We start from the raw sequence: 17,444 nt of genomic DNA, 5'->3' as shown, positions 1-17,444 counted from the left end.
CTACTCCTTCACCAGCGCCGCCCACCGGTTTCCGGCAGGCGCGGCCGCCGCTGGTTCAGCAGTCGGCTTCTCGGGCTCGTCGCCCGGGTCGACGGTGGCCGCTGTCGGGTTGTTGTGGGCGTCTTCGGAGGCCCTGGAGGCTTCCGCGTAGGGGCGGTGGTCAATCGGGATGGTGCGCAGCAGCACGGCCCTCGCCCCGGAGCCAAACATCACCGCCCTGCCCTTGGGCAGGGCGGACAGGTCAGCCACCGACATGATGTCGTCGGTGGCGTCCTGCCGGGAGGTGGACCCGGAATCCTTCTGCCTCGAGGAGGAGACCGAGGTGTAGGTGTACTTGCCGATCAGCTCCGAGAGCATCTTCAAGTAGCCCTCCTCCTTGACGTTGCCGCCGTAGGTGACGACGTTGGCGGTGGAGAACAGCTTGCGCATCCCGGACTCGCCCCACACGTCCACGCCCTGGGACCAGGACTGCAGGAACGTGGAGACCACGATGCCGCGAGACCCGTAGTGGCTGTAGAGGTTGGGCAGGTTCATCCATCGGCAGACGTTGGCGGCCTCGTCCAGCACGCAGAGCATAGGAGTGGCCAGTCGGCCCCCGGGCTGGGTGACGGCGTGCTCCTCGGCGGCGGTCACGGTGGCCACGGTCAGGGCGGTCACCAGGGGCCCGGCGGTGCCGGCCCCTTCCTTCGACAGTGCGTAGAGGGTGTGCTTGCCGGCCACGAACGCCTGGGGATCGAACTGCGGCCGATCGTCGTCCGGGCCAGTGGGGTTGACCCAGGCGGCGATCTTCTCGTTCTTCAGGCACGCGGCCATCTGCAGGGCGGTGGAGTAGACGCTGCCCCGGTACTTCTCCGGTTGCTGGATCGTGCTGGCCACCGAATCGGCTTCCTTGGTCCACCCGTGCTCATCCAGCAGTAGTGCCGGGGTCTCATCGGTGGAGCGGGTCAGCCAGTAGTGCACCCGCTCGATGGGCTCCCCGCCCACGGCGGCCGCGAGCAGCAGCCCGGCCAGGAGGTCCTTGCCGGCGGAGTCGAAGTGACCATCGCCCTTGGCTCCGACGTCTCGGGAACCAGCGGCGAAGTTGTTCGCCATCTCGGCGGCGCGCTCACTGTCGGTGACGTAGGTCAGCGGGTTCCACCACCAGGTCGGTTTCTCCCCGGCCACACCTTGGGGGTCGAAGACCCAGACGTCGCCGTCAGCGGCGCGGAGGTCGCGGGTCAGGTCGGAGAGGTCGCGTTTGTTGGAGGTGGCGATCACCGGGCCCGGGGCCTCGATGATCGCCGGGGCTGCCTGGGAGGTGGTCTTGCCGGTACGGGTGCCCCAGATGTGCAGGAGGGTGTCCTCCCAGGAGGCATACAACGTATGTCCGCCGCGGACCATCTTCCCGAGCATCACCCCCGGGGTGTCGACGCCGAAGCGATCCGCTTTGGCGCGCGCCTGCTTCTCGGTGAAGGGAGCGACGTCACGGACTGAGGCCATGCGCGGTGCGGCACGGTCGTGTGTGACGACCTTCTGGGACTTCTGGTGGCGCTTGAAGCCCCACAGCACGAACAGTGCCGCCGCCACCAGCCCGAGGGCGGCGGCCAGGACGATCTCGGTGGTGCGCCACGGAAGGTCTCCGGTGACCACACCCAGGGAGCGTTCCCAGTAGCCGGTGGGCAGCGGCTCGGTGCGCGGGGTGAGGGCATGTCCGGCGCTGGCGACGACGTAGAGGATGGCCGGGATGCCGACCAGAATGAGGAGCAGGGTGAGCAGCAGGGCGACCTCCCCGCCGCCGGCCTTGTACTTGCGGTCCAGGGAGCTCATCGTTGGCCCCTCTCCTGGGCGGCGCGGGACTTGGCCTCGTGCCACTTCTTCTCGGTGTCGTGGACCTGGGACCGGCGTTCGGTGGGGGTGAACTCCATCGAGAACGGGATCCCCGCCCTCGCACCGACCTTGATGAAGAACTTCCCCTGACCCGGCGGCGGGGAGGTGGTGCGATCGTCGAAGTACCACTCCCGGTTCTCGGGGTCCTCCAACCAGGCCCGCAGCTCGGCCTCATTGATGGCCGATGCGTCGGTGGAGGCGTACACGTCATCGTTGGTGTACTGGATCTCCTCGTCCCCCCGGCGGTTCCAGGCCGGCGGGTCCTGCCAGGCGGCCAGCTGTTCCTGCTCGCGCATCGACAGCGGCACGGACTCGGTCAGCAGCGGCATCTCCGACTTGGCCAGCCCGCCGAGGATCTTGATCCCGCAGCGGTCCATGATGCCCTTGGCCTTCGCCCGGTCCTCCTCACCGCGGACGGCCATCAGGTCGGAGGGGGTGTGGGAGGCCATGATCTGCCCGACCCCCATCTCCCGGTTCAGACGGGTCAGCGCGTTGACCTGATCGACGATGCCGGGCCCGGCCGCCAGGGTGTTCCACAGCTCATCGAGAATGAGCAGGAACCTCTGGCGCTCAATCACGCGATCGTCGGCCAGCATGTTGGAGGTCCGCACCGTTCCGGTGCCGATGGACCAGCACGCCAACAGGGTGGCCGCCCGCAGATCGGACTCGGACTGGGAGATCCGCGAGAGGTCGAAGACCATCGGCCTCGAGGCGTCGATCTTGTTGGTGGAGGGGCGGGCGAACATCTGCCCGAACGCCCCGGTCCCGCACAAGGAGTTCAGCGAGGACTCCAGACCCTCCGTGATGGCCTCGTAACGCTCATCGTTGCCGCGATCCAGGGAAACCTCGCGCACCTCGGCCGGCTTGTCCTTGAGCACCTGGCGCAAATCCGCCATGACCGGGACCGTGCCGGAGACGGCGTGGCGGGCTTCCAGGACGGTGAGGCACCGATCCAGGATCTGATCCTCGCGCTCGTCCAGCGGCTTCTTGCGCAGAATCGCGATCAGCGACCGGATCAGGTCGAACCGCCGGGTGTGCAGATCGGCCAGCAGCTCCTCCGCCTTCGCGGCGGAGAGCAGCTTGGCCGCTGCCACCGCTCCGGCGTCATCGAGCGGGTTGATGTGGCCGACCCCGCGCCCCAAGGGCAGGACCGCTCCGCCGAGGGCTTCGATCATGGCGACGTGTTCGCCCTTGATGTCGCCGAGGACCATCGGCCACACCCCGAAGGCGGCCAGCCCGATGGCCATCCGGCGCAGCAGGGAGGACTTGCCCAGCCCCGGGTTGGCCATGATGAAGGCCGAGGGGTTGGCGATCACCCGCAGCTTCTGGAACCAGGAGATCGGGTCACAGCACACCGGCTCCCCCGAGAGCAGGTTGCGCCCCAGCGGGACCCCTTCCAGCGGGGAACCGCCGCCCATGGGGAAGGGGAAGAGCCCGCAGACCTGGTAGTTGGTGCCGCGCATCTCGCGGATCGGGTGCAGCAGCTGCGCCTCGCCCAGTCCCCGGCCCTTGTGGCCCCGCGGGCCCGGGCGACGGGTGGAGGAGGCAGTAACCGAGGTGCTGCCGGTGCGCTGGGGCTTGGCGAAGACTTTGCCTAGCTTCGTGCGGGCGAAGGCACGGTCCAGGACGGTGGTTGAGGCGTTGCCCCGGCTGGCCGGGAGGATGATCTGCTTGACGTTCTTGGTGGCCATCAGAGGGCGTTCCTCACGGTCGAAGGCAGGGCCAGGTGGTCCGGGATGACCACACCGAGGGGCAGGCCGGCGGCGAAGGTGGAGTCCTGGGCGCCGTAGGCCTCCTCCAGGCGGATCCTCGCGGAGGTGCCGAGGTTTTCGATGATGGCTTCGGCCTCATCGAGCTCGCCCCGGGTACGGACGGTGGCGGTGACCACGAGCCCGAAGTTCAGCAGCCCGGCCCCGTCGGCCTCCTCAGCCGCGGTGGCCTGGGCGGCCCGGGTTTCGCGGGTGTCCCGGGCGGTGGCGCGGTTGCGGGAGGAGGCGTTGAAGGTGGCGGTGTTGATGTCGTTCTCCACCATCTGCGCCGCCCGGGCGGGGTCGATGGGGCGGTAGAGCAGCGTGACGCGCTTGCGCACCAGCTCCGGGTTCGGAGCGATGAGGGCTTGGAGCACGTTGGCCTGAACGGTGGAGCGCGGGGGCACGGACATCGCCCAGGACTTCGACCAGGAGTTGTTGTGGTGGTAGCAGTCCCAGAAGGTGTCGGCGGCCTGCGGGCCGACCTCACTCCAGTCCAGTTCCGGGGCCACCCCCTGGGCGTGGGCCCGGTCGAAGAGGATTGCCTCTCCCGGGTCGTAGGCCACCCGGATGACCTCGCACAGCTGCTGGGCCGTGAGCGGGGCGGCCACTCCGGCCCCGGTGTCGTTCAGGGACAGGGTGAGGTTGGGCAGCCGGGCGGCCAGGTCATCGGCGACCTCGGCTGCGTTGCGGATGCGTCCGCCGGCCCGCACGGAGGCTTTGAAGGTCACCGCGATGTAGGCGCGGGTGACGGTGGCCCCGGTGGGCAGCATCTGCACGGTCTCGTTGATGACGTCGCGGGCGAAGGCCGGGGCGTTCTCAGCCATGCGGGCCTCGATTTTCCGGGCCAGGCGGTATCCGGAGTCCGGGGCGGTCTCGATCGTCACCGAGGCGGCGGTGAGCCCAGGTTCGTCGGTGAGCATGCCCAACCAGTGCGCCCAGCGGTCCACCCACCGGTTGATGTGCTCCTGATCGACCATGCCCCCGCCGTCGGGCTCGGAGGAGAACACCACGGTGTAGTGGTGCTTCTGCGGGACCTCGAGCAGGGCGAAGGGGCGGCCGTAGCCGTCGACGTGCTCAGTGATCCTGGACCGGGCCGAGACCCCGGGCAGCTTCGTGGTCCCTGAAGGCACCCGGGACACCGGCCCGGCCCGGTAGACGTTGGCGCCGGAATAGACGGCGTTGGCCCACCCGGCCCGCCGGACGATGCGCTCGATCAGGGTGCGCCCGTGCTTGTTCTTCTGCATCGAGAGCGCGATCAGCGTCAGGATCACCGCTTCGAAGCCCAGGGCCACCAGCCACAGGTTGAGCATCATCAGCAGGATCCCGCCGACCACCCCACCGATCAGCAGCACGGTGCCGGCGGTCGACAGCCCGGCCAGGCCCTTGGAGGTCGGGGTGCGGAAGTTGCCGTACACCCGCGGACGGTTCTCGGTTTTAGCTTCGGTCTGCGCCATCAGGGCGGCCCTCGTTTCCGGTCTCGTTGGCGATCTGCGCCTTGAACGCACGCGCCTGTTGCTGGACGGCCTTCGCCGACTGTCTTGGGCCGGCGGGCCCCGTGGGACGGGCCCCGGAGCGTGCCGGTGCTGCACCAGCACCGGACCCCGGCGTGGGACGAGCCCCTGTCCTCGAAGCGGGCCCAGCTCCGGGACGGGGCGTTGCCCCTGCCGCCCCGGGGCCTGTGGCCGGTTGCGCCCCGGTCCCCGCAGCGGACTTCTGCGCACCGTCCTGGCCGGGGGTACTGCCCGTCGAAGCCGCGCCTGCCGGTCCGGTGCCGCCGGTGCTTCCTCCGGTGCTGGAGGTGCCCGCCGTCGCGCTGGACTCGGTGGCCTGGGAGACGGCTTCCCCGGTTTTCTGCACGGCGGTGGCGGCCGCCATACCCGCCGCCACGGGCGCAGCTGCAGCGCCGGCCGCCGCAGCACCAGCGGAGCCCGCCGTGCCCGTGGCACTGGCCCCAGCGGTGCCGCTGGCCCCACCTGCAGCTGGCGACGGACCGGCGGGCGCGGAACCCGATCCGCTCTTCGAGGGCGGCGTGGAGGAGGAGTCAGAGCCGAACCCGCGTCCCGAGCGAGCCAGGTGGGAGGCTCCCTGCGGGATCGCCGCGCCCATCGCTGCGATCCCCAGCGCCCCGCCGCCACCGCTGCCGGAGGAGGACATCGAGCCCAGCACGGGGCTGAGGAAGCCGATGAGCACGGGCAGGGCGAACACGGAGGCGACGATCATCATCAGCCCGGCGGCGAACTGGATCAGCCCGCTGCCGGAGTCCTCCCACACCCCGGTGGTGGACATCTTGATCGCCAACCCGTAGATCAGGGCCGCGGCGGGCTTGTAGAAGGCGAAGGCCAGGGTCCAGGCGATGACCTTCTGGAAGAAGTTCTTCCCCGTCTCGGTGTTCAAGAAGGCGGCGGAGAGCGGCAGGATCCCGGCCATCAGGAACAGCATCCCGGTGCGCAGCACCATCAGCATCAGCTGGATGATGTTCACGATGATCGCCACGATCCCGCCGACGATGATCAGGATGACGTTGCCGCCCAACCACACCGGATCCGCCGCCCCAGTACTGGTGGCGTTGTCCAGAGCCAACAGCTTGAGCACATCGGTCTGGAAGTCCTCGCCAATGGCGGAGTCGATGATCTGCACCGCCAGGGCGTCGGTGCCGGCCACCAGGACGTTGAGGATCGTCACCCCCGAGGCCGTGACCACGGCCAGGGTGAGCAGATTCTTCAGCAGGTCCCGGGCCGGTTCAGCCCGCTGCGTCCAGGCCATCTGGGCCCCGGCGATCATCACGCTGAGTGCGGCCACGGCCAGGGTGAGGTAGAAGGTCTGGTCCTGGATGAAGCCCACCGACCCGGACAGGTTCGGTGCCCGGGCCGGGACGAGGAAGCCGATCAGGCTGGTGGCCCCACCGATCAGGGCCGCCCCGGAGGCCAGCACGGTGGCCGTGTTGACCAGGCCGGCCCCGTCGCCGCGGCGGGCGTTGGTGGCCAGCACGATGCCCAGGAACAGCACCCCGAACACGCACACCCCCAGCCCGATCCAGCTCGCGTAGCTCAGCAGCAGATCGACCTGATCGTTGAACGCGCCCCGGACCGGCGCGTCGGCAGCGCCGCCGTTCTCGCTCGTGAGGCTGGCGCTACCAACCGTGGTCCACATCGACCCCAGGGAGGCGATCGTCTCGACCACGGCCGAGGTCACACCGTCCGCGATCTGATCCAGCGCATCCCCGGCCGCCCCGCTGAGCGTGCTGCTGATGCCCTCCTTGGTCTTACAGATGACGTCGATGGGGTTGCAGTTGTTTTCCTCAGCCATCGTGAGGACCCCACTCGATGTACCCGCTCAGGTCTGACACCTGACCGGACACCGGGCCGGGATCGCCGTTCTCCTGGAAGGAGACGTGCCAGTCACCCTCCGTCCATACGAGGTCAACGCCGGTGGTCATGTAGATGTCCTCGGTGCCGTCGTCGGCGGCAACGACGACCTCCACGGACGCTTTGTCTGCGGTGTAAGACAGCAGCCGGAAACCGCCGACTTCCAAGGGAACTGTCGCAGTGTCACCTGAGCTCAGTCGTTGCTGGACCTGGCCGATGGCCACGTCTCTGCCCGGGCCGTCCACGGCCTGCGCTTTGATGGTGTCCAGCAGTAGCTGCGGGTCATTGCCCGAAGTCAAGATGTTCGTGGTGGCAAGAAGTGCGCCCTCGGGGGTGTGGGAGTAGCAGGAGCGGACGCCGGTGGACTCATCCACGGTGCCAGGCCCGTGCTCCTCCGAGGACGGTGCGTAGATCGCCCCGAGAGCGGTCCATTCGAGGTCCTCGGGCGCTTTCGTGAGCGTGGTGCCGCCGGAGGCGTCCAGGCCGCACACCGACTCCGCGCCCGAGACCGGTTCGGCGGTCGTGGCCGGTGCCGGGGCGGCCTGGGTGGGCTCTTCACCGTCGGGCCACAGCCACAGAACTACCCCCAGCACGATCAGCAGCGCGACGAGGACGGCTGAGATGAGGAAGCGGGGGGCCTTCCACCAGGTGTTGTTGTCGTCGGTCTCGATCTGATCTGTCACCTGCTGCTCCTCTGCTGCGGGGGGTTGGTCTTGCGGAGGTCAGAGGTCATGCCCCGGAGATGAAGGAGAGGATCGAGGCTCCGCCGGAGATCAGGGCCACGGCCAGCACGATTTTGATGATCCCGGAGACCTCCTCGGTGGTCTCCCCGCGGCGGGCGTCGAAGGCCATCTTGCCGCCGACCACCAGCAGCCCCAGGACGGCGATGCCCAGGGCGATCCATTTGCCGACACCGACCATGCGGTTCCAGGTGTCGCCGATCCCGGGAGGGGCCAGCGGGTCGGAGTCGGGCAGGGCGGCCGGCAGCGCGAGCACGGTGTCCTGTGCAGCCAGTACGAGGTCGATCATTGGGGGGTCCTCTCAGAAGTTGCTTCATCGGCTGCCTCACCCAGGGCGGTGAGGACTTTTCTCGGCTCCCGGGCCATGGACGCCCAGTCCACGGCTCCGGTGAGCCGGAGCTCTTCGATCCAGGGCACCACCCAGGTGGAGGGGACACCACCGGAGATCACCCGGGTCGCTGCGGCCAAGGACTTCGGGGTGCGGCCCGGGGCATCAGCCACCAGGACCAGGCCTTGGAGATCGACATTGGGGTGGGCGCCGGCGGCCCAGTCGCGGGCGGCGAGACGAGCGGCATCGAGGCCCCGCTTGTTCTGCCGGGCCACGAGGAAGACCGGCGCTGGGACGTGCTGGATCTCCTCATCAGGGCGGGCGGGCCACCGGTGGTGGCAGGCCACGCCGCCGAACAGATCGGCCAACACAGACTCCCCGGCCCCACCGTGGACACCGAGCCAGAACACGTCATGGGCGTCGGTGAGAAACCGCCCCAGTCGCCCCTCGTCCTCGGAAAGACCGGCCACGCCTCGCTGGGGTCCCGAGGCGCCACGGAAGACCGTGACGGTCTCCTCGGGGACGTCCTCGAAGATCGGGCGGGTCTGCTCCTGGGTGGAGGGCGATACCAACTCAGCCCAACGGTTGTCCATCACACCTCCTCGCTTGCAGGGCCTCCAATAGACTGGACCCTATGTGCATTAGACAACACTGAGAGAGGATTAGCAATGTTAAACAATATTAGACAACAAACAAGTATGACTGTGTACAGTGACCATTATGAGGGCGCAGGTGATCGTCGTGTCTGACGCGCTGGACCGGCTCTTCGAAGGTCTGCCCGAGCGGCTGACCGTCGACCAGCTCGCGCAGGTGCTCGGACTCGGTGATCGCACCATCACCTACCGCTGGTTGCGCGACGGCATCGTGCCGGCGATCAAGCTCGGCAAGACCTGGCTGATCCTGCGTGACGACATCAAGGAACACCTTCGCTCTCAGTACAACGTCCCCCATTCCACCGACAATGACGGGGCGCACACGAACGAGGAGTAGGGAGAGCACCATGGCTCAGGCACTGGAGCGGCCGGTCTGCACGGCCAGGATCGCCGCCGACGACAGCGTGGAGGTGACGATCGACCGGGTCCCCTACGAGTTCGCCTCGATGCCGGCAGCCATCGCCCACGTCGTCTCTATCGCCGATGACCTGGGGCGACCTGTGAAGCTGACGGCCATCGACCCGGCCTCGGTGACCGAGCCGGAGACGCGACTGATCGTCGCCGCGGACGGATCCGTGACAGCAGATGCCAGTGCCTCGATGAAGAAACGACCCTCCCGTGGAGGTTCTTCACGTGTTGTCACAGTCGACGACCTCGTACCGGAGCCTGAGGAGACGACACGCCCAGTGGTGGCCACCGAACCAGCCGCTGACCTGAACGAACACCAGCCCGCGGAGCCTTCCACCGATGCGGAGACCCCGCAGACGCTTCCCGAGGCCGATGTCCCCCATTCGGGGGACGCATCCGAGCTCTCAGATGCGGACCCACGGCCAGAGACCACCGCGGGCGACACGCCCGCCGACGACCCAGCGAGCAGCAGCTCCACACCGACCCCGGTCGTCGCCGAGGCCGGAGATCCCCGCCTGCAGCTGCGCCGGGAGACGACCACGGATCAGCCTGAATCCCCCGCCCGGTACGGGTGGCGAGGATGGTGCAACCAGAGGCTCGGACTGTCCCTGGCGGCCTCGGCCGCCGAGCAGGCGTCCCGTGCCCGCCGGGTGCGAATCCAGCGGCCGCTGGAGACCCACCGCACCGTGGCCGTGCTCCAGCTCAAAGGTGGGGGCGGGAAGACCACCACGGCCTACCACCTGGCCGCCACCGCAGGGCGGGTGCGCGGGGGCAACATTCTGGCCGGGGAGTTCAACGAGAACCAGGGCACCCTGGCCGAACGCTCCCTGGCCGGCGGCCACGACCGCACCACCCTGGACCTGATCCGCAACCTGGACACCGTCACCCGCCGCACCGCCGACCTCGTGCGCTACGTGCGCCCCCAGGGCGACGACCGGATCCACGTGCTCGCCTCCCCACCCGAGGGCACCGATCGGACCCGGGTGGACGGACGCTCCGTGCGGGCCGCCCATGAGATCCTGCGCTCCCTCTACAGCCTGATCCTGCTCGACACCGGTAACTCCGCCCAGTCCTCCACCTGGCGCGCCGCCGTGGATGTGGCCGACTCCCTGGTGCTGGTGGCCCACAACCGCGAAGACGACGCCCGCCTGCTGGAAGCCACCGTGGCCGCCGTCGCCGCCGAAGGCCACGGGCCGAAGCTGGCCCGGTCCGTGCTGGTGGTCTCCAACACCGCCACCAACAACGCCGAACGGCTGACCCGCCTGCGCGAGTACGCCCAGGCGGTCGGGTTGGCGGGAACTGTCGTCATCCCCTTCGACAAGTCCCTCCAGGAAGGACGGGCCTTCCACTACGACGCCCTGCACCCAGCCACCGTGCGGGCCTACGAGGAAGCCACCGCCACCCTGATCGACCAGCTCTGACCCACACCCCCTCCCATCCCCCCAGGAGGCTGTGATGTCGGCTGGATCCTCGCGCGCCCTCGGCACCCTCGTGGCGCTGCTGCTCGTCTTCGCCATCGGCTCGATCGTGGCCCTCACCGTGCTCATCGCCACCCTGGCCGAGGACGAAGAACAGGCCTCAGCCAGCTCCTGCACCGTCACCGCCGTCACCACGGGCAACGACAGCGGTGAGGAGCGGGCACCGAACATCCCCAACGGCTGGGCACTGCTGGTGGAAGAAGCCGCCCAGACCGCCGGGCTGCCCGTGAGCGTGGTGGCAGCACAACTGGCCCAAGAATCCGGGTGGAACCCGCACGCCACCAGCCCGGCCGGCGCCCAAGGCATTGCCCAATTCATGCCCGCCACCTGGGCCACCTACGGCAACGGCGGGGACCCCTTCGACCCCGAGGACGCGATCCCCGCCTACGGCCGCTACATGGCCGCCCTCAAGACCGAAGTGCGACCGATCGCCGGCGAGGACGCCGGTGAGCTCGTGCGCCTGACCCTGGCCGCCTACAACGCCGGCCCCGGGGCCGTGGAGCAGCACCGGGGTGTGCCGCCCTACCAAGAGACCCGCGACTACATCGACACGATCCTGGACACCGGCCAGTCCCAGTTCTCCGCCCACTGCCAGGCCCCCACCGGGGCCCTGGCCTGGGACGGAGACCTCGGCGACGGCGAGTGGACCACCCCACTGCCCGGGGGCGTATTCACCTCCGGATTCGGCGGCCGAGCTTTGGCCGGAGTCCCGGGTTGGGCCAACCAGCACGAGGGCGTGGACATCGCCACCCCCGGGGCCGGCAACGGCCGCGGTGGAGCCGTCGTCGCCCCTACGTCCCTGCGGATCACCGGGTTCAACACCACCGATGGGTGCGTGATCGCCAAGGAGAACGGGGACGACCCCGACTTCGGCTTCGCCTTCTGCCACCTGCACTCCTGGGACGTGGCCAAAGGCCAGCAGCTCAAACGCGGTGACGTCATCGGCACCGAGGGCAACCGCGGACGGTTCGGCATGGCCACGCACCTGCACTTCGAAATCTACAAACCCGACGCCCCCGAGGTGGTCTTCCCCTACCAAGGGCACAACATCGACCCCGAGCCCATCCTCAAACAGAAAGGAGCATGGCCGAAATGACCCGACACCGCCTGATCACCGCCCTGGCCCTGTGCCTCCTACCCTTGACCGCCTGCGGGCCCGATGCAGCGCAACAGGCCAGCGAGCAGACCACCACCCCCGCCACGGCTACTCCCTCCCCCACCGAGCACACCCCCGGGCAAGGTTCTTTCCCCGACCCGGACACCGTGGACCGGGCCGATGTGGAGGCCACCGCCGAAACCGCAGCGCTGATGCTGCACTCCTGGGACGCCGCCACCGACCGCACCCAGACCGCCGCTGCGATCCGCGCCAGACCGTTGATGTCAGAGGATTGGGCCGCTAATCAGGTCGAGCCTGAGCGCAACGGCAACCAGGCCGCCTGGCTGGAACCCGCTGAGCACCAGGCCTACAGCGCACCCAGCCTTGTGCCAGCCGTTGGCGACGTCTCCCGCGACGTCGCCACAGACAGAGCCATCCGCGCCTACGACCTCACCTGGCGGTGGATCAGCCGCGACGGTCACGAGATCGAGGCCACCGGCCAACGCCAGGTCGTCATCTACCTCGAGAAGCACAACGGGCATTGGGACGTCGTTGGCCACCAGACCCATGACATGGGCACCAGCAAGTAAACCCGACACGGACACCCGATGCTGTTCAATGTCATGTACATGTGGCAGGCTGAGTCCATGAAGGAATACGAGCCCCCCAAGATGATCGGGCGCAGAGTCCCGTTCAGCATGCGGGTGCTTCCTGAACAGCACCGCCGCGCTTTCGAGAAGGCGGCCGCTCTCGGCCTGTCCCAGGCTGATTACATCGGTGCGCTGATCGACCGTGACTACGGATTACCCAACGCGATAGACGACCGGCAGAACGCTGAGGAGCTCCCCATCACCAAAACCGCTTAAACGACTGACGGCCCGCCGTGGAGGGCGGGCCGTCGAAGTCAATCAGCTGTCGCAAGTTTGCCGACCGAGACAGCTGGTTCAACAGAAACCGGATGAGAACCGCATATGAACCCATTACCAGGGGACTGTTGTGTCCCCTAGTGTACCTGAGGCGCGTCCGCAAGTGGACCCCGCCTTGCTGGATATTGCCCTTTTTTGCCCCGAGACCCCGGCCCGCCGGTTTCTGGCGCACCACCGGATCGAGTACTTCCGGTGCGGTCAGACCAAGTCGCAGGCGTTCCCGAACCGTGGGCGGCCTGCTGGTGACTTCGCGTTCATCCAGCTCAACCCGGCCGATTGGTTGAACTTCCTCGTCGTCGACGTCGATGACGAGGACGCATTATTGAACCTGATGCACCCGGCCGTACCCGAGCCGACCTGGATCATCGAGAACCCGGACACCGGTCATGCCCAGGCCGGGTGGGCGATCGAACCGGTCTACCGGGGCGAGGGTGCTCGGCCGGGTCCGATCCGCTACGCGGAGGCGGTGCAGCGGGCCCTGGACCGGCTGGTGGATGGGGATCCCTGCTTCACCCGGTACCTAGTGCGCAACCCGGCCGCTGCGTTCCCGGCCGGGCGCGTGTGGTGGGGCCGCAGAGCCAGCCCATGGTCCCTGGGGGATCTCAAGGCGCACATGGCCGAGTACATCGATCCGTTCCACGACGAGGCCATCGACGGGCCCGCCACACCGGCCTGGGACCCCGGCATGCCCCTGCTGGGGCATGCCGGCATCCCGCGGGTGCCTGTCGTGGACACCGCGACGGAGGTGGGGCGCAACACCGCGGTCTTCCGCGCCACCCGTCGGTGGCTGTGGGACCAGCGGCAGGCCCGCCACCAGACCCCGACGGAGGCCGCCTCGATCGCCCACGCTCGGGCGCTCAACGCCCAGCTGCCCCACCCTCTGGCTGATGGGGAGGTCGCCTGTCTGGCGCGCTCGGCCGTCCGTCAGGTCAACGCCGGCAAGGGACGCCCCACCTCCACCAGTGGTTCCGATGCTGCACACGAGTATCTAGCGCGGATGGGCCGCCGCGGCGGGAAGGCCAGGACCGAGGCCAAGGCGCGTGCGGCGGCAGACAACGCCGCCCAGGCCCGCCAGGCCCGCACCCGCCGTGTGGGGCAACTGCGGCCTCTAGCGGTGCAGTTACGGGCGGCGGGGGCGACCTACAAGGCCATCGCCGAGGCCGTAGGGCGTACTACACGCACCGTGATGGCCTGGTTGAAAAACGAGCCCACCACACCCGCTGGCGGACCCGTCGAGGAGGGTGAAATTCTCCAAGCAACAGGTACTGGTTCCGCCCCCACGGTGTGCCCCACCCCCTCCCCTAGCCTGGAAGTGCCCCCCGGACCTGCCAAGGAAGAGGATGCCCCCGTGACGAGTGAACCCGCCTACCAGTGGCCCGAAGGCGTCCTGCCGGGAGAACCAGACCCCGACTTCCGAGCTCGGCTCCTCACCGAGCACCGCGGTCTCACCCTCTGGGTGCCCCTGGACTACCTGGAGGACCACCCCATTGGCTCTGGGTACTGGTCTTTCACGACCGCCTCCGACTACTGGGAGACAGTCAAGGACGGACCGTTCCACGGCGCTGCGCTGGGTGGGCGAGAACTGCACGTCATTGAAGTGGGGGCCCGTGTCGGAGAACTTCACGGGCTGCGCTTCCCACACCTGACCGCCGTCTCCTACGAAGTCACTCGAGTCGCTGGCGACTCCCGGTGGTCAGCACGGTTCCCCGGCTACATCGTCCACTGACGCGTCGCGTCCAAGGTCAGTGTCGTAGTGCTCTCAGGGACTTCGCTGTCCTCGGGCCTGTCCGACCACTAGCTGGTCCGGTCAGGAACGCGGCCGACGGTGGTGAGGTGCGGGAGTGAGGATCACCGCGAACATCTCCTGCAAGGCAGCGAGGTCATGGTCTTCGGCTGCGGCCCGGGACGCAGCGTCGTTGACCGCCCCGGTGATCTGGGTCCAGTCCAACCACCAGCCGGCGGCTACCGACAGACGATCGAAGAAGAAGCGCTGGGTGCGCCCGTTGCCCTCCCGGAACGGATGCAGATAGTTGACCTGGTCATAGTGATAGGCCAACCGTTCGATGAACCGGTCCCGATTCAGGTGCTGCAGGTAGCGGTCCTGGCGGAGCTGATCGAAGACGAAACCGGCCGAGCGGGTAATCATCGACACCGGCAGGAACGGCTGCGCCCCCGGGACCGTCTTGCGCAGATCCACGGTGCGCAGCTGCCCCGCCCAGGGATAGACGTCCTGGAACAGGTGACGGTGAATGGCTTGCAGCTCGACCAAATCTCGGGTGGGCGCCGGTGGATGGCGCCACAGCTGTAGGGTGCGGACCGCCACCAGGTCGGCTTCCGCGGCGGCGAGCTCTACGGCGGTGCGTGCGCCGATCAGGTTGGTCAGAATCCCGGTGTGCGGGTCCAGATACGGGTCACGGTGCGGGCCGGGGGCCTCACTCAAGGCCGTAGCGGGCGCGCGTGCGCCGAACCAGCTCCTCGACCTCGAGCCCATCCTCGGCGAAACGATCCAGCTCCGCCCGGGTCGCTGTGGTGACGTGAAGTCCTTCCAGGGCAGCACTGTGCACCACGGAAGCTACCTGCTGTGCCCGGTCCACCTCGAGAGCCGGTGGCAGAATGTGCTGCTGTGCCATGGAACCTCCCCGGTGGTGTGTGGGCCGTGCTATGCGCTCTAGTCTACCAAGCGCCCCTGACCAGCATCTGGGGTCGTACGCGCCGGGGACGCCAGCCTCGGTTGTGAAACGCACTCTCTGGCCCAGGATCCCTGTCCACGACGACACCCCAGAAGCATGACCTGTAGAATTAATGGTAGATAGCTAGCTAGTAAGCATGCTATATAACTAGCTATTTAGCTAGGTAGCAAGCGAGCTGGCTAGACAGATGGCTTGATGGCCCGCAAGCTTGATAGCTTGAAAGCATGCAAACCCTCATGGTGTACAGCGAATCCGGTGGAGTCACTAAGACCACCACCGCCGTCTCCCTAGCAATGGTTGCCGCCGCCGAGGGACGTCGAGTCGTCCTCGTTGACCTCGACCCCCGCGCGGCCTCCACCAAGTGGTTTGGGGTGGAGCCCTCGGCTGAAGGAATGCACGTTGGGGCAATCCTGGGCGATGAGAACCCCGAAGGCTGGGCCGAAGACCTCGCGGTGCCCAGCGGGTGGCACCCCAACCTCCGGGTGATTCCTTCGGCCCGCAATGTCTCCAACCGCGAAGCCGACCGGGCCGATCACGCAGAGCTACGGCTGAAGATCTCCCTGACCGGTCTGCAGGCGGATGTGGTGGTCATTGACTGCCCAAACCGGCAGGGTGGCCCGCTGACGCTGTCGGCTCTGAACGCGGCGGACACCGTGGTCTACGCCGCCACCGCCACCAGCGACGGTATCGACGGGGTGGACGGGGCGAGGCGCACGGTCGCCCAGTTCCGCCGGCACCGCCAGCAGCTGGGCGCCCCGGACACCCTCACGGAGGCCGGCATCGTCGTCGGTGGGGTGAAAGAGACGATCATGAGCCGGGCGGCGGTGGCCAGCCTCGAGGAGCTGCGGGCCACGGGGTTGTTCTTGGAGCCGTTGATCCCGGACCGGGCGATCGTCCAGGAGGTGCGGATCTCGGGGGAGTGGTACGGCCAATACCGCAAGGGCTCCCGTGTGCTGGATGCTTACACCGCGATCGCGAAGAAGGTGCTGCGATGACCGAGCAGCCCGAGCGCCCCGCTTCGCTGGCCCGCCGCCGGCCTCGTCCGGCTCCGGATGAGCACATCGACCCGGTCGACTACACACCCCCACGCGCTACCTCACCCCAGCCGGCGACACCGGTGGTGTCGTCTCCGCCGGTGCAAGCGGGACCGGTGGCGGAGCCCCCGGTCGCTGCGCCGAAGCGTGGGCGTGGCCGGCCGCGCCGGGAACCCACGATCCAGCTCGGGGTGCGGGTGGCCCAGGACGTCTCCGATCTGATCGAAGAGCTCACCGAGCACGACGGCACCGCCCGAGCGGTGATCGAGAACGCGGTGCGCGCCTACGCCCAACAGCTCAACCGATAACACCGGCCCCGATAGGGGAGGGGGGCGGCCGCGGGCGGCTTTCCCATGGTCCATGAGGGAGGAACCCGGCTCACCGCTGCTGGTGGGCCGGGTGCCTCATTCTTTGGACAGACGGCGGGATGGGGTAGGTGGTCCCGTTGGCCGTCGATCGACGCGGGTGCCCACTCCCCGTCCGCAAGGGGCCAGGGCTGACCCCCAGCGAGGCCTGCTCCCGGGCGCCAAAGGGACGACCAGCGCTGTCCAGGCTGGACGCGGGGCGTCCCGGGGGCACCGTGGCCGGGAACGGATCCTCAGCCCGTCACCGGCTGCTGATCGTGCGGAGGGGCCACGGTGAGGGCCCTGGTGCTCGAGCCCTGCCCCGAGACGTTCCCCGGTCATGCCGCGGCCGTGACCGCCGGCATTAGACCCCGCTGTCGCGGAGCACCCGGACAGGCCAGAGGCGGTGTCCGGGTGGGGGATTGGGGCCTACTGGGCGGCGTAGTAGGCGTCCTTGACTGACTGGTGAATGCGGCCGCGGTCGGAGACCTCGTAGCCATTCTCCTTCGCCCAGGCCCGGATCTTCGCCGTCTCCGGGTTACCACCAGTGGAGGAGCGGGGCCCGGTGGTCCGGGTGGACTTGGACTGGGCCCGTCGGCCGGTGGCGGCGTAGGGGCGCAGGGCCTCCCGCAGCTTCTCCGCGTTAGCGGTGGAGAGGTCGATTTCGTACTGCCGGCCGTCCAGACCGAACTGGACGGTCTCATCGGCAGGACCGCCCTCGAGGTCGTCCTCCAGAATGATCTGCACGCTCTGGGCCATCACAAC

Annotated in this window: 18 protein-coding genes; 8 read left to right on the top strand and 10 right to left on the bottom strand. The window is 68.4% G+C overall.

Translation table 11 applies throughout. The features are described 5' to 3' along the window. From CK505_RS14060 to CK505_RS14030, 7 genes are read right to left on the bottom strand one after another with little or no spacing between them, the layout of a single operon-like run. Nucleotides 1–1,806, bottom strand: a complete 1,806-nt coding sequence (locus CK505_RS14060) for a type IV secretory system conjugative DNA transfer family protein (protein WP_095651487.1) — start codon at nucleotides 1,804–1,806, stop codon at nucleotides 1–3. Beyond that, a complete protein-coding gene (locus CK505_RS14055) occupies nucleotides 1,803–3,557 on the bottom strand; it encodes an ATP/GTP-binding protein (RefSeq protein WP_095651486.1) in 1,755 nt (584 codons plus the stop codon). The genes CK505_RS14060 and CK505_RS14055 overlap by 4 nt, the downstream gene beginning before the upstream one ends. Continuing rightward, nucleotides 3,557–5,071, bottom strand: coding sequence for an SCO6880 family protein (locus CK505_RS14050; protein WP_095651485.1), 1,515 nt, complete (start codon nucleotides 5,069–5,071; stop codon nucleotides 3,557–3,559). Before CK505_RS14050 ends, CK505_RS14055 begins: the two co-directional genes overlap by 1 nt. Beyond that, complete coding sequence (locus CK505_RS14045; protein ID WP_095651484.1) at nucleotides 5,052–6,923, bottom strand: type IV secretion system protein; 1,872 nt, start codon at nucleotides 6,921–6,923, stop codon at nucleotides 5,052–5,054. The genes CK505_RS14050 and CK505_RS14045 overlap by 20 nt, the downstream gene beginning before the upstream one ends. Then, nucleotides 6,916–7,665: a hypothetical protein gene (locus CK505_RS14040; RefSeq protein WP_095651483.1), complete on the bottom strand. Its 750-nt coding sequence runs from the start codon at nucleotides 7,663–7,665 to the stop codon at nucleotides 6,916–6,918. The genes CK505_RS14045 and CK505_RS14040 overlap by 8 nt, the downstream gene beginning before the upstream one ends. Nucleotides 7,666–7,711: 46 nt before the next feature. Continuing rightward, complete coding sequence (locus tag CK505_RS14035; RefSeq protein ID WP_017832684.1) at nucleotides 7,712–8,011, bottom strand: hypothetical protein; 300 nt, start codon at nucleotides 8,009–8,011, stop codon at nucleotides 7,712–7,714. Beyond that, complete coding sequence (locus tag CK505_RS14030) at nucleotides 8,008–8,643, bottom strand: DUF6668 family protein (protein ID WP_095651482.1); 636 nt, start codon at nucleotides 8,641–8,643, stop codon at nucleotides 8,008–8,010. Before CK505_RS14030 ends, CK505_RS14035 begins: the two co-directional genes overlap by 4 nt. 127 nt (nucleotides 8,644–8,770) lie before the next feature. Here CK505_RS14030 and CK505_RS14025 point away from each other — a divergent pair, with 127 nt between their 5' ends. The 6 genes from CK505_RS14025 (at nucleotide 8,771) to CK505_RS14000 (ending at nucleotide 14,337) form a co-directional block, all read left to right on the top strand. Next, nucleotides 8,771–9,040 carry a helix-turn-helix domain-containing protein gene (locus CK505_RS14025; RefSeq protein ID WP_095651506.1) on the top strand — a complete coding sequence of 90 codons (270 nt, stop codon included), beginning with the start codon at nucleotides 8,771–8,773 and terminating at the stop codon, nucleotides 9,038–9,040. A 10-nt stretch (nucleotides 9,041–9,050) separates the two neighbouring features. Beyond that, complete coding sequence (locus CK505_RS18240) at nucleotides 9,051–10,532, top strand: hypothetical protein (RefSeq protein ID WP_141246834.1); 1,482 nt, start codon at nucleotides 9,051–9,053, stop codon at nucleotides 10,530–10,532. Nucleotides 10,533–10,566: 34 nt separating this feature from the next. Further along, nucleotides 10,567–11,685, top strand: coding sequence for a transglycosylase SLT domain-containing protein (locus tag CK505_RS14015; protein WP_095651480.1), 1,119 nt, complete (start codon nucleotides 10,567–10,569; stop codon nucleotides 11,683–11,685). Further along, nucleotides 11,673–12,275 (top strand): hypothetical protein, encoded by a 603-nt coding sequence (locus CK505_RS14010; RefSeq protein ID WP_255250965.1) that lies wholly within the window; start codon nucleotides 11,673–11,675, stop codon nucleotides 12,273–12,275. The genes CK505_RS14015 and CK505_RS14010 overlap by 13 nt, the downstream gene beginning before the upstream one ends. Before the next feature lie 18 nt (nucleotides 12,276–12,293). Beyond that, nucleotides 12,294–12,551 (top strand): hypothetical protein, encoded by a 258-nt coding sequence (locus tag CK505_RS14005; RefSeq protein ID WP_231738461.1) that lies wholly within the window; start codon nucleotides 12,294–12,296, stop codon nucleotides 12,549–12,551. 163 nt (nucleotides 12,552–12,714) lie between these two features. Then, nucleotides 12,715–14,337, top strand: a complete 1,623-nt coding sequence (locus CK505_RS14000) for a replication initiation protein (protein WP_095651478.1) — start codon at nucleotides 12,715–12,717, stop codon at nucleotides 14,335–14,337. A gap of 81 nt (nucleotides 14,338–14,418) precedes the next feature. Here CK505_RS14000 and CK505_RS13995 read toward each other — a convergent pair whose 3' ends face one another. Together CK505_RS13995 and CK505_RS13990 are read right to left on the bottom strand one after the other, a co-directional pair. Further along, nucleotides 14,419–15,051 (bottom strand): Fic family protein, encoded by a 633-nt coding sequence (locus CK505_RS13995; RefSeq protein WP_095651477.1) that lies wholly within the window; start codon nucleotides 15,049–15,051, stop codon nucleotides 14,419–14,421. Then, nucleotides 15,044–15,241: an antitoxin VbhA family protein gene (locus tag CK505_RS13990; protein ID WP_095651476.1), complete on the bottom strand. Its 198-nt coding sequence runs from the start codon at nucleotides 15,239–15,241 to the stop codon at nucleotides 15,044–15,046. Before CK505_RS13990 ends, CK505_RS13995 begins: the two co-directional genes overlap by 8 nt. A 284-nt stretch (nucleotides 15,242–15,525) precedes the next feature. On the opposite strand from CK505_RS13990, the gene CK505_RS13985 reads away from it, so the two are divergent. Both CK505_RS13985 and CK505_RS18235 read left to right on the top strand, forming a co-directional pair. Then, a complete protein-coding gene (locus CK505_RS13985) occupies nucleotides 15,526–16,296 on the top strand; it encodes a ParA family protein (RefSeq protein ID WP_095651475.1) in 771 nt (256 codons plus the stop codon). After that, nucleotides 16,293–16,643, top strand: coding sequence for a hypothetical protein (locus CK505_RS18235; protein ID WP_141246833.1), 351 nt, complete (start codon nucleotides 16,293–16,295; stop codon nucleotides 16,641–16,643). The genes CK505_RS13985 and CK505_RS18235 overlap by 4 nt, the downstream gene beginning before the upstream one ends. A gap of 465 nt (nucleotides 16,644–17,108) precedes the next feature. Here CK505_RS18235 and CK505_RS13980 read toward each other — a convergent pair whose 3' ends face one another. After that, entirely contained in the window at nucleotides 17,109–17,438 is a 330-nt protein-coding gene (locus tag CK505_RS13980) for an Lsr2 family protein (RefSeq protein ID WP_095651505.1), read from the bottom strand. Between the last annotated feature and the right edge of the window lie 6 nt (nucleotides 17,439–17,444).

Source organism: Kocuria sp. WN036, assembly GCF_002287015.1.
Taxonomy (GTDB): domain Bacteria; phylum Actinomycetota; class Actinomycetes; order Actinomycetales; family Micrococcaceae; genus Kocuria; species Kocuria rosea.
The sequence above is the reverse complement of the archived record's forward strand: the minus strand, read 5'-3'. Positions and strand labels throughout refer to the sequence as shown.

Coding starts and splice junctions, on each gene's coding strand:
- CK505_RS14060 (WP_095651487.1), bottom strand. CDS start 1,806: ATGAGCTCCCTGGACCGCAAGTACAAGGCCGGCGGCGGGGAGGTCGCC.
- CK505_RS14055 (WP_095651486.1), bottom strand. CDS start 3,557: ATGGCCACCAAGAACGTCAAGCAGATCATCCTCCCGGCCAGCCGGGGC.
- CK505_RS14050 (WP_095651485.1), bottom strand. CDS start 5,071: ATGGCGCAGACCGAAGCTAAAACCGAGAACCGTCCGCGGGTGTACGGC.
- CK505_RS14045 (WP_095651484.1), bottom strand. CDS start 6,923: ATGGCTGAGGAAAACAACTGCAACCCCATCGACGTCATCTGTAAGACC.
- CK505_RS14035 (WP_017832684.1), bottom strand. CDS start 8,011: ATGATCGACCTCGTACTGGCTGCACAGGACACCGTGCTCGCGCTGCCG.
- CK505_RS14030 (WP_095651482.1), bottom strand. CDS start 8,643: ATGGACAACCGTTGGGCTGAGTTGGTATCGCCCTCCACCCAGGAGCAG.
- CK505_RS14025 (WP_095651506.1), top strand. CDS start 8,771: ATGAGGGCGCAGGTGATCGTCGTGTCTGACGCGCTGGACCGGCTCTTC.
- CK505_RS18240 (WP_141246834.1), top strand. CDS start 9,051: ATGGCTCAGGCACTGGAGCGGCCGGTCTGCACGGCCAGGATCGCCGCC.
- CK505_RS14015 (WP_095651480.1), top strand. CDS start 10,567: ATGTCGGCTGGATCCTCGCGCGCCCTCGGCACCCTCGTGGCGCTGCTG.
- CK505_RS14010 (WP_255250965.1), top strand. CDS start 11,673: ATGGCCGAAATGACCCGACACCGCCTGATCACCGCCCTGGCCCTGTGC.
- CK505_RS14005 (WP_231738461.1), top strand. CDS start 12,294: ATGCTGTTCAATGTCATGTACATGTGGCAGGCTGAGTCCATGAAGGAA.
- CK505_RS13990 (WP_095651476.1), bottom strand. CDS start 15,241: ATGGCACAGCAGCACATTCTGCCACCGGCTCTCGAGGTGGACCGGGCA.
- CK505_RS13985 (WP_095651475.1), top strand. CDS start 15,526: ATGCAAACCCTCATGGTGTACAGCGAATCCGGTGGAGTCACTAAGACC.
- CK505_RS18235 (WP_141246833.1), top strand. CDS start 16,293: ATGACCGAGCAGCCCGAGCGCCCCGCTTCGCTGGCCCGCCGCCGGCCT.
- CK505_RS13980 (WP_095651505.1), bottom strand. CDS start 17,438: ATGGCCCAGAGCGTGCAGATCATTCTGGAGGACGACCTCGAGGGCGGT.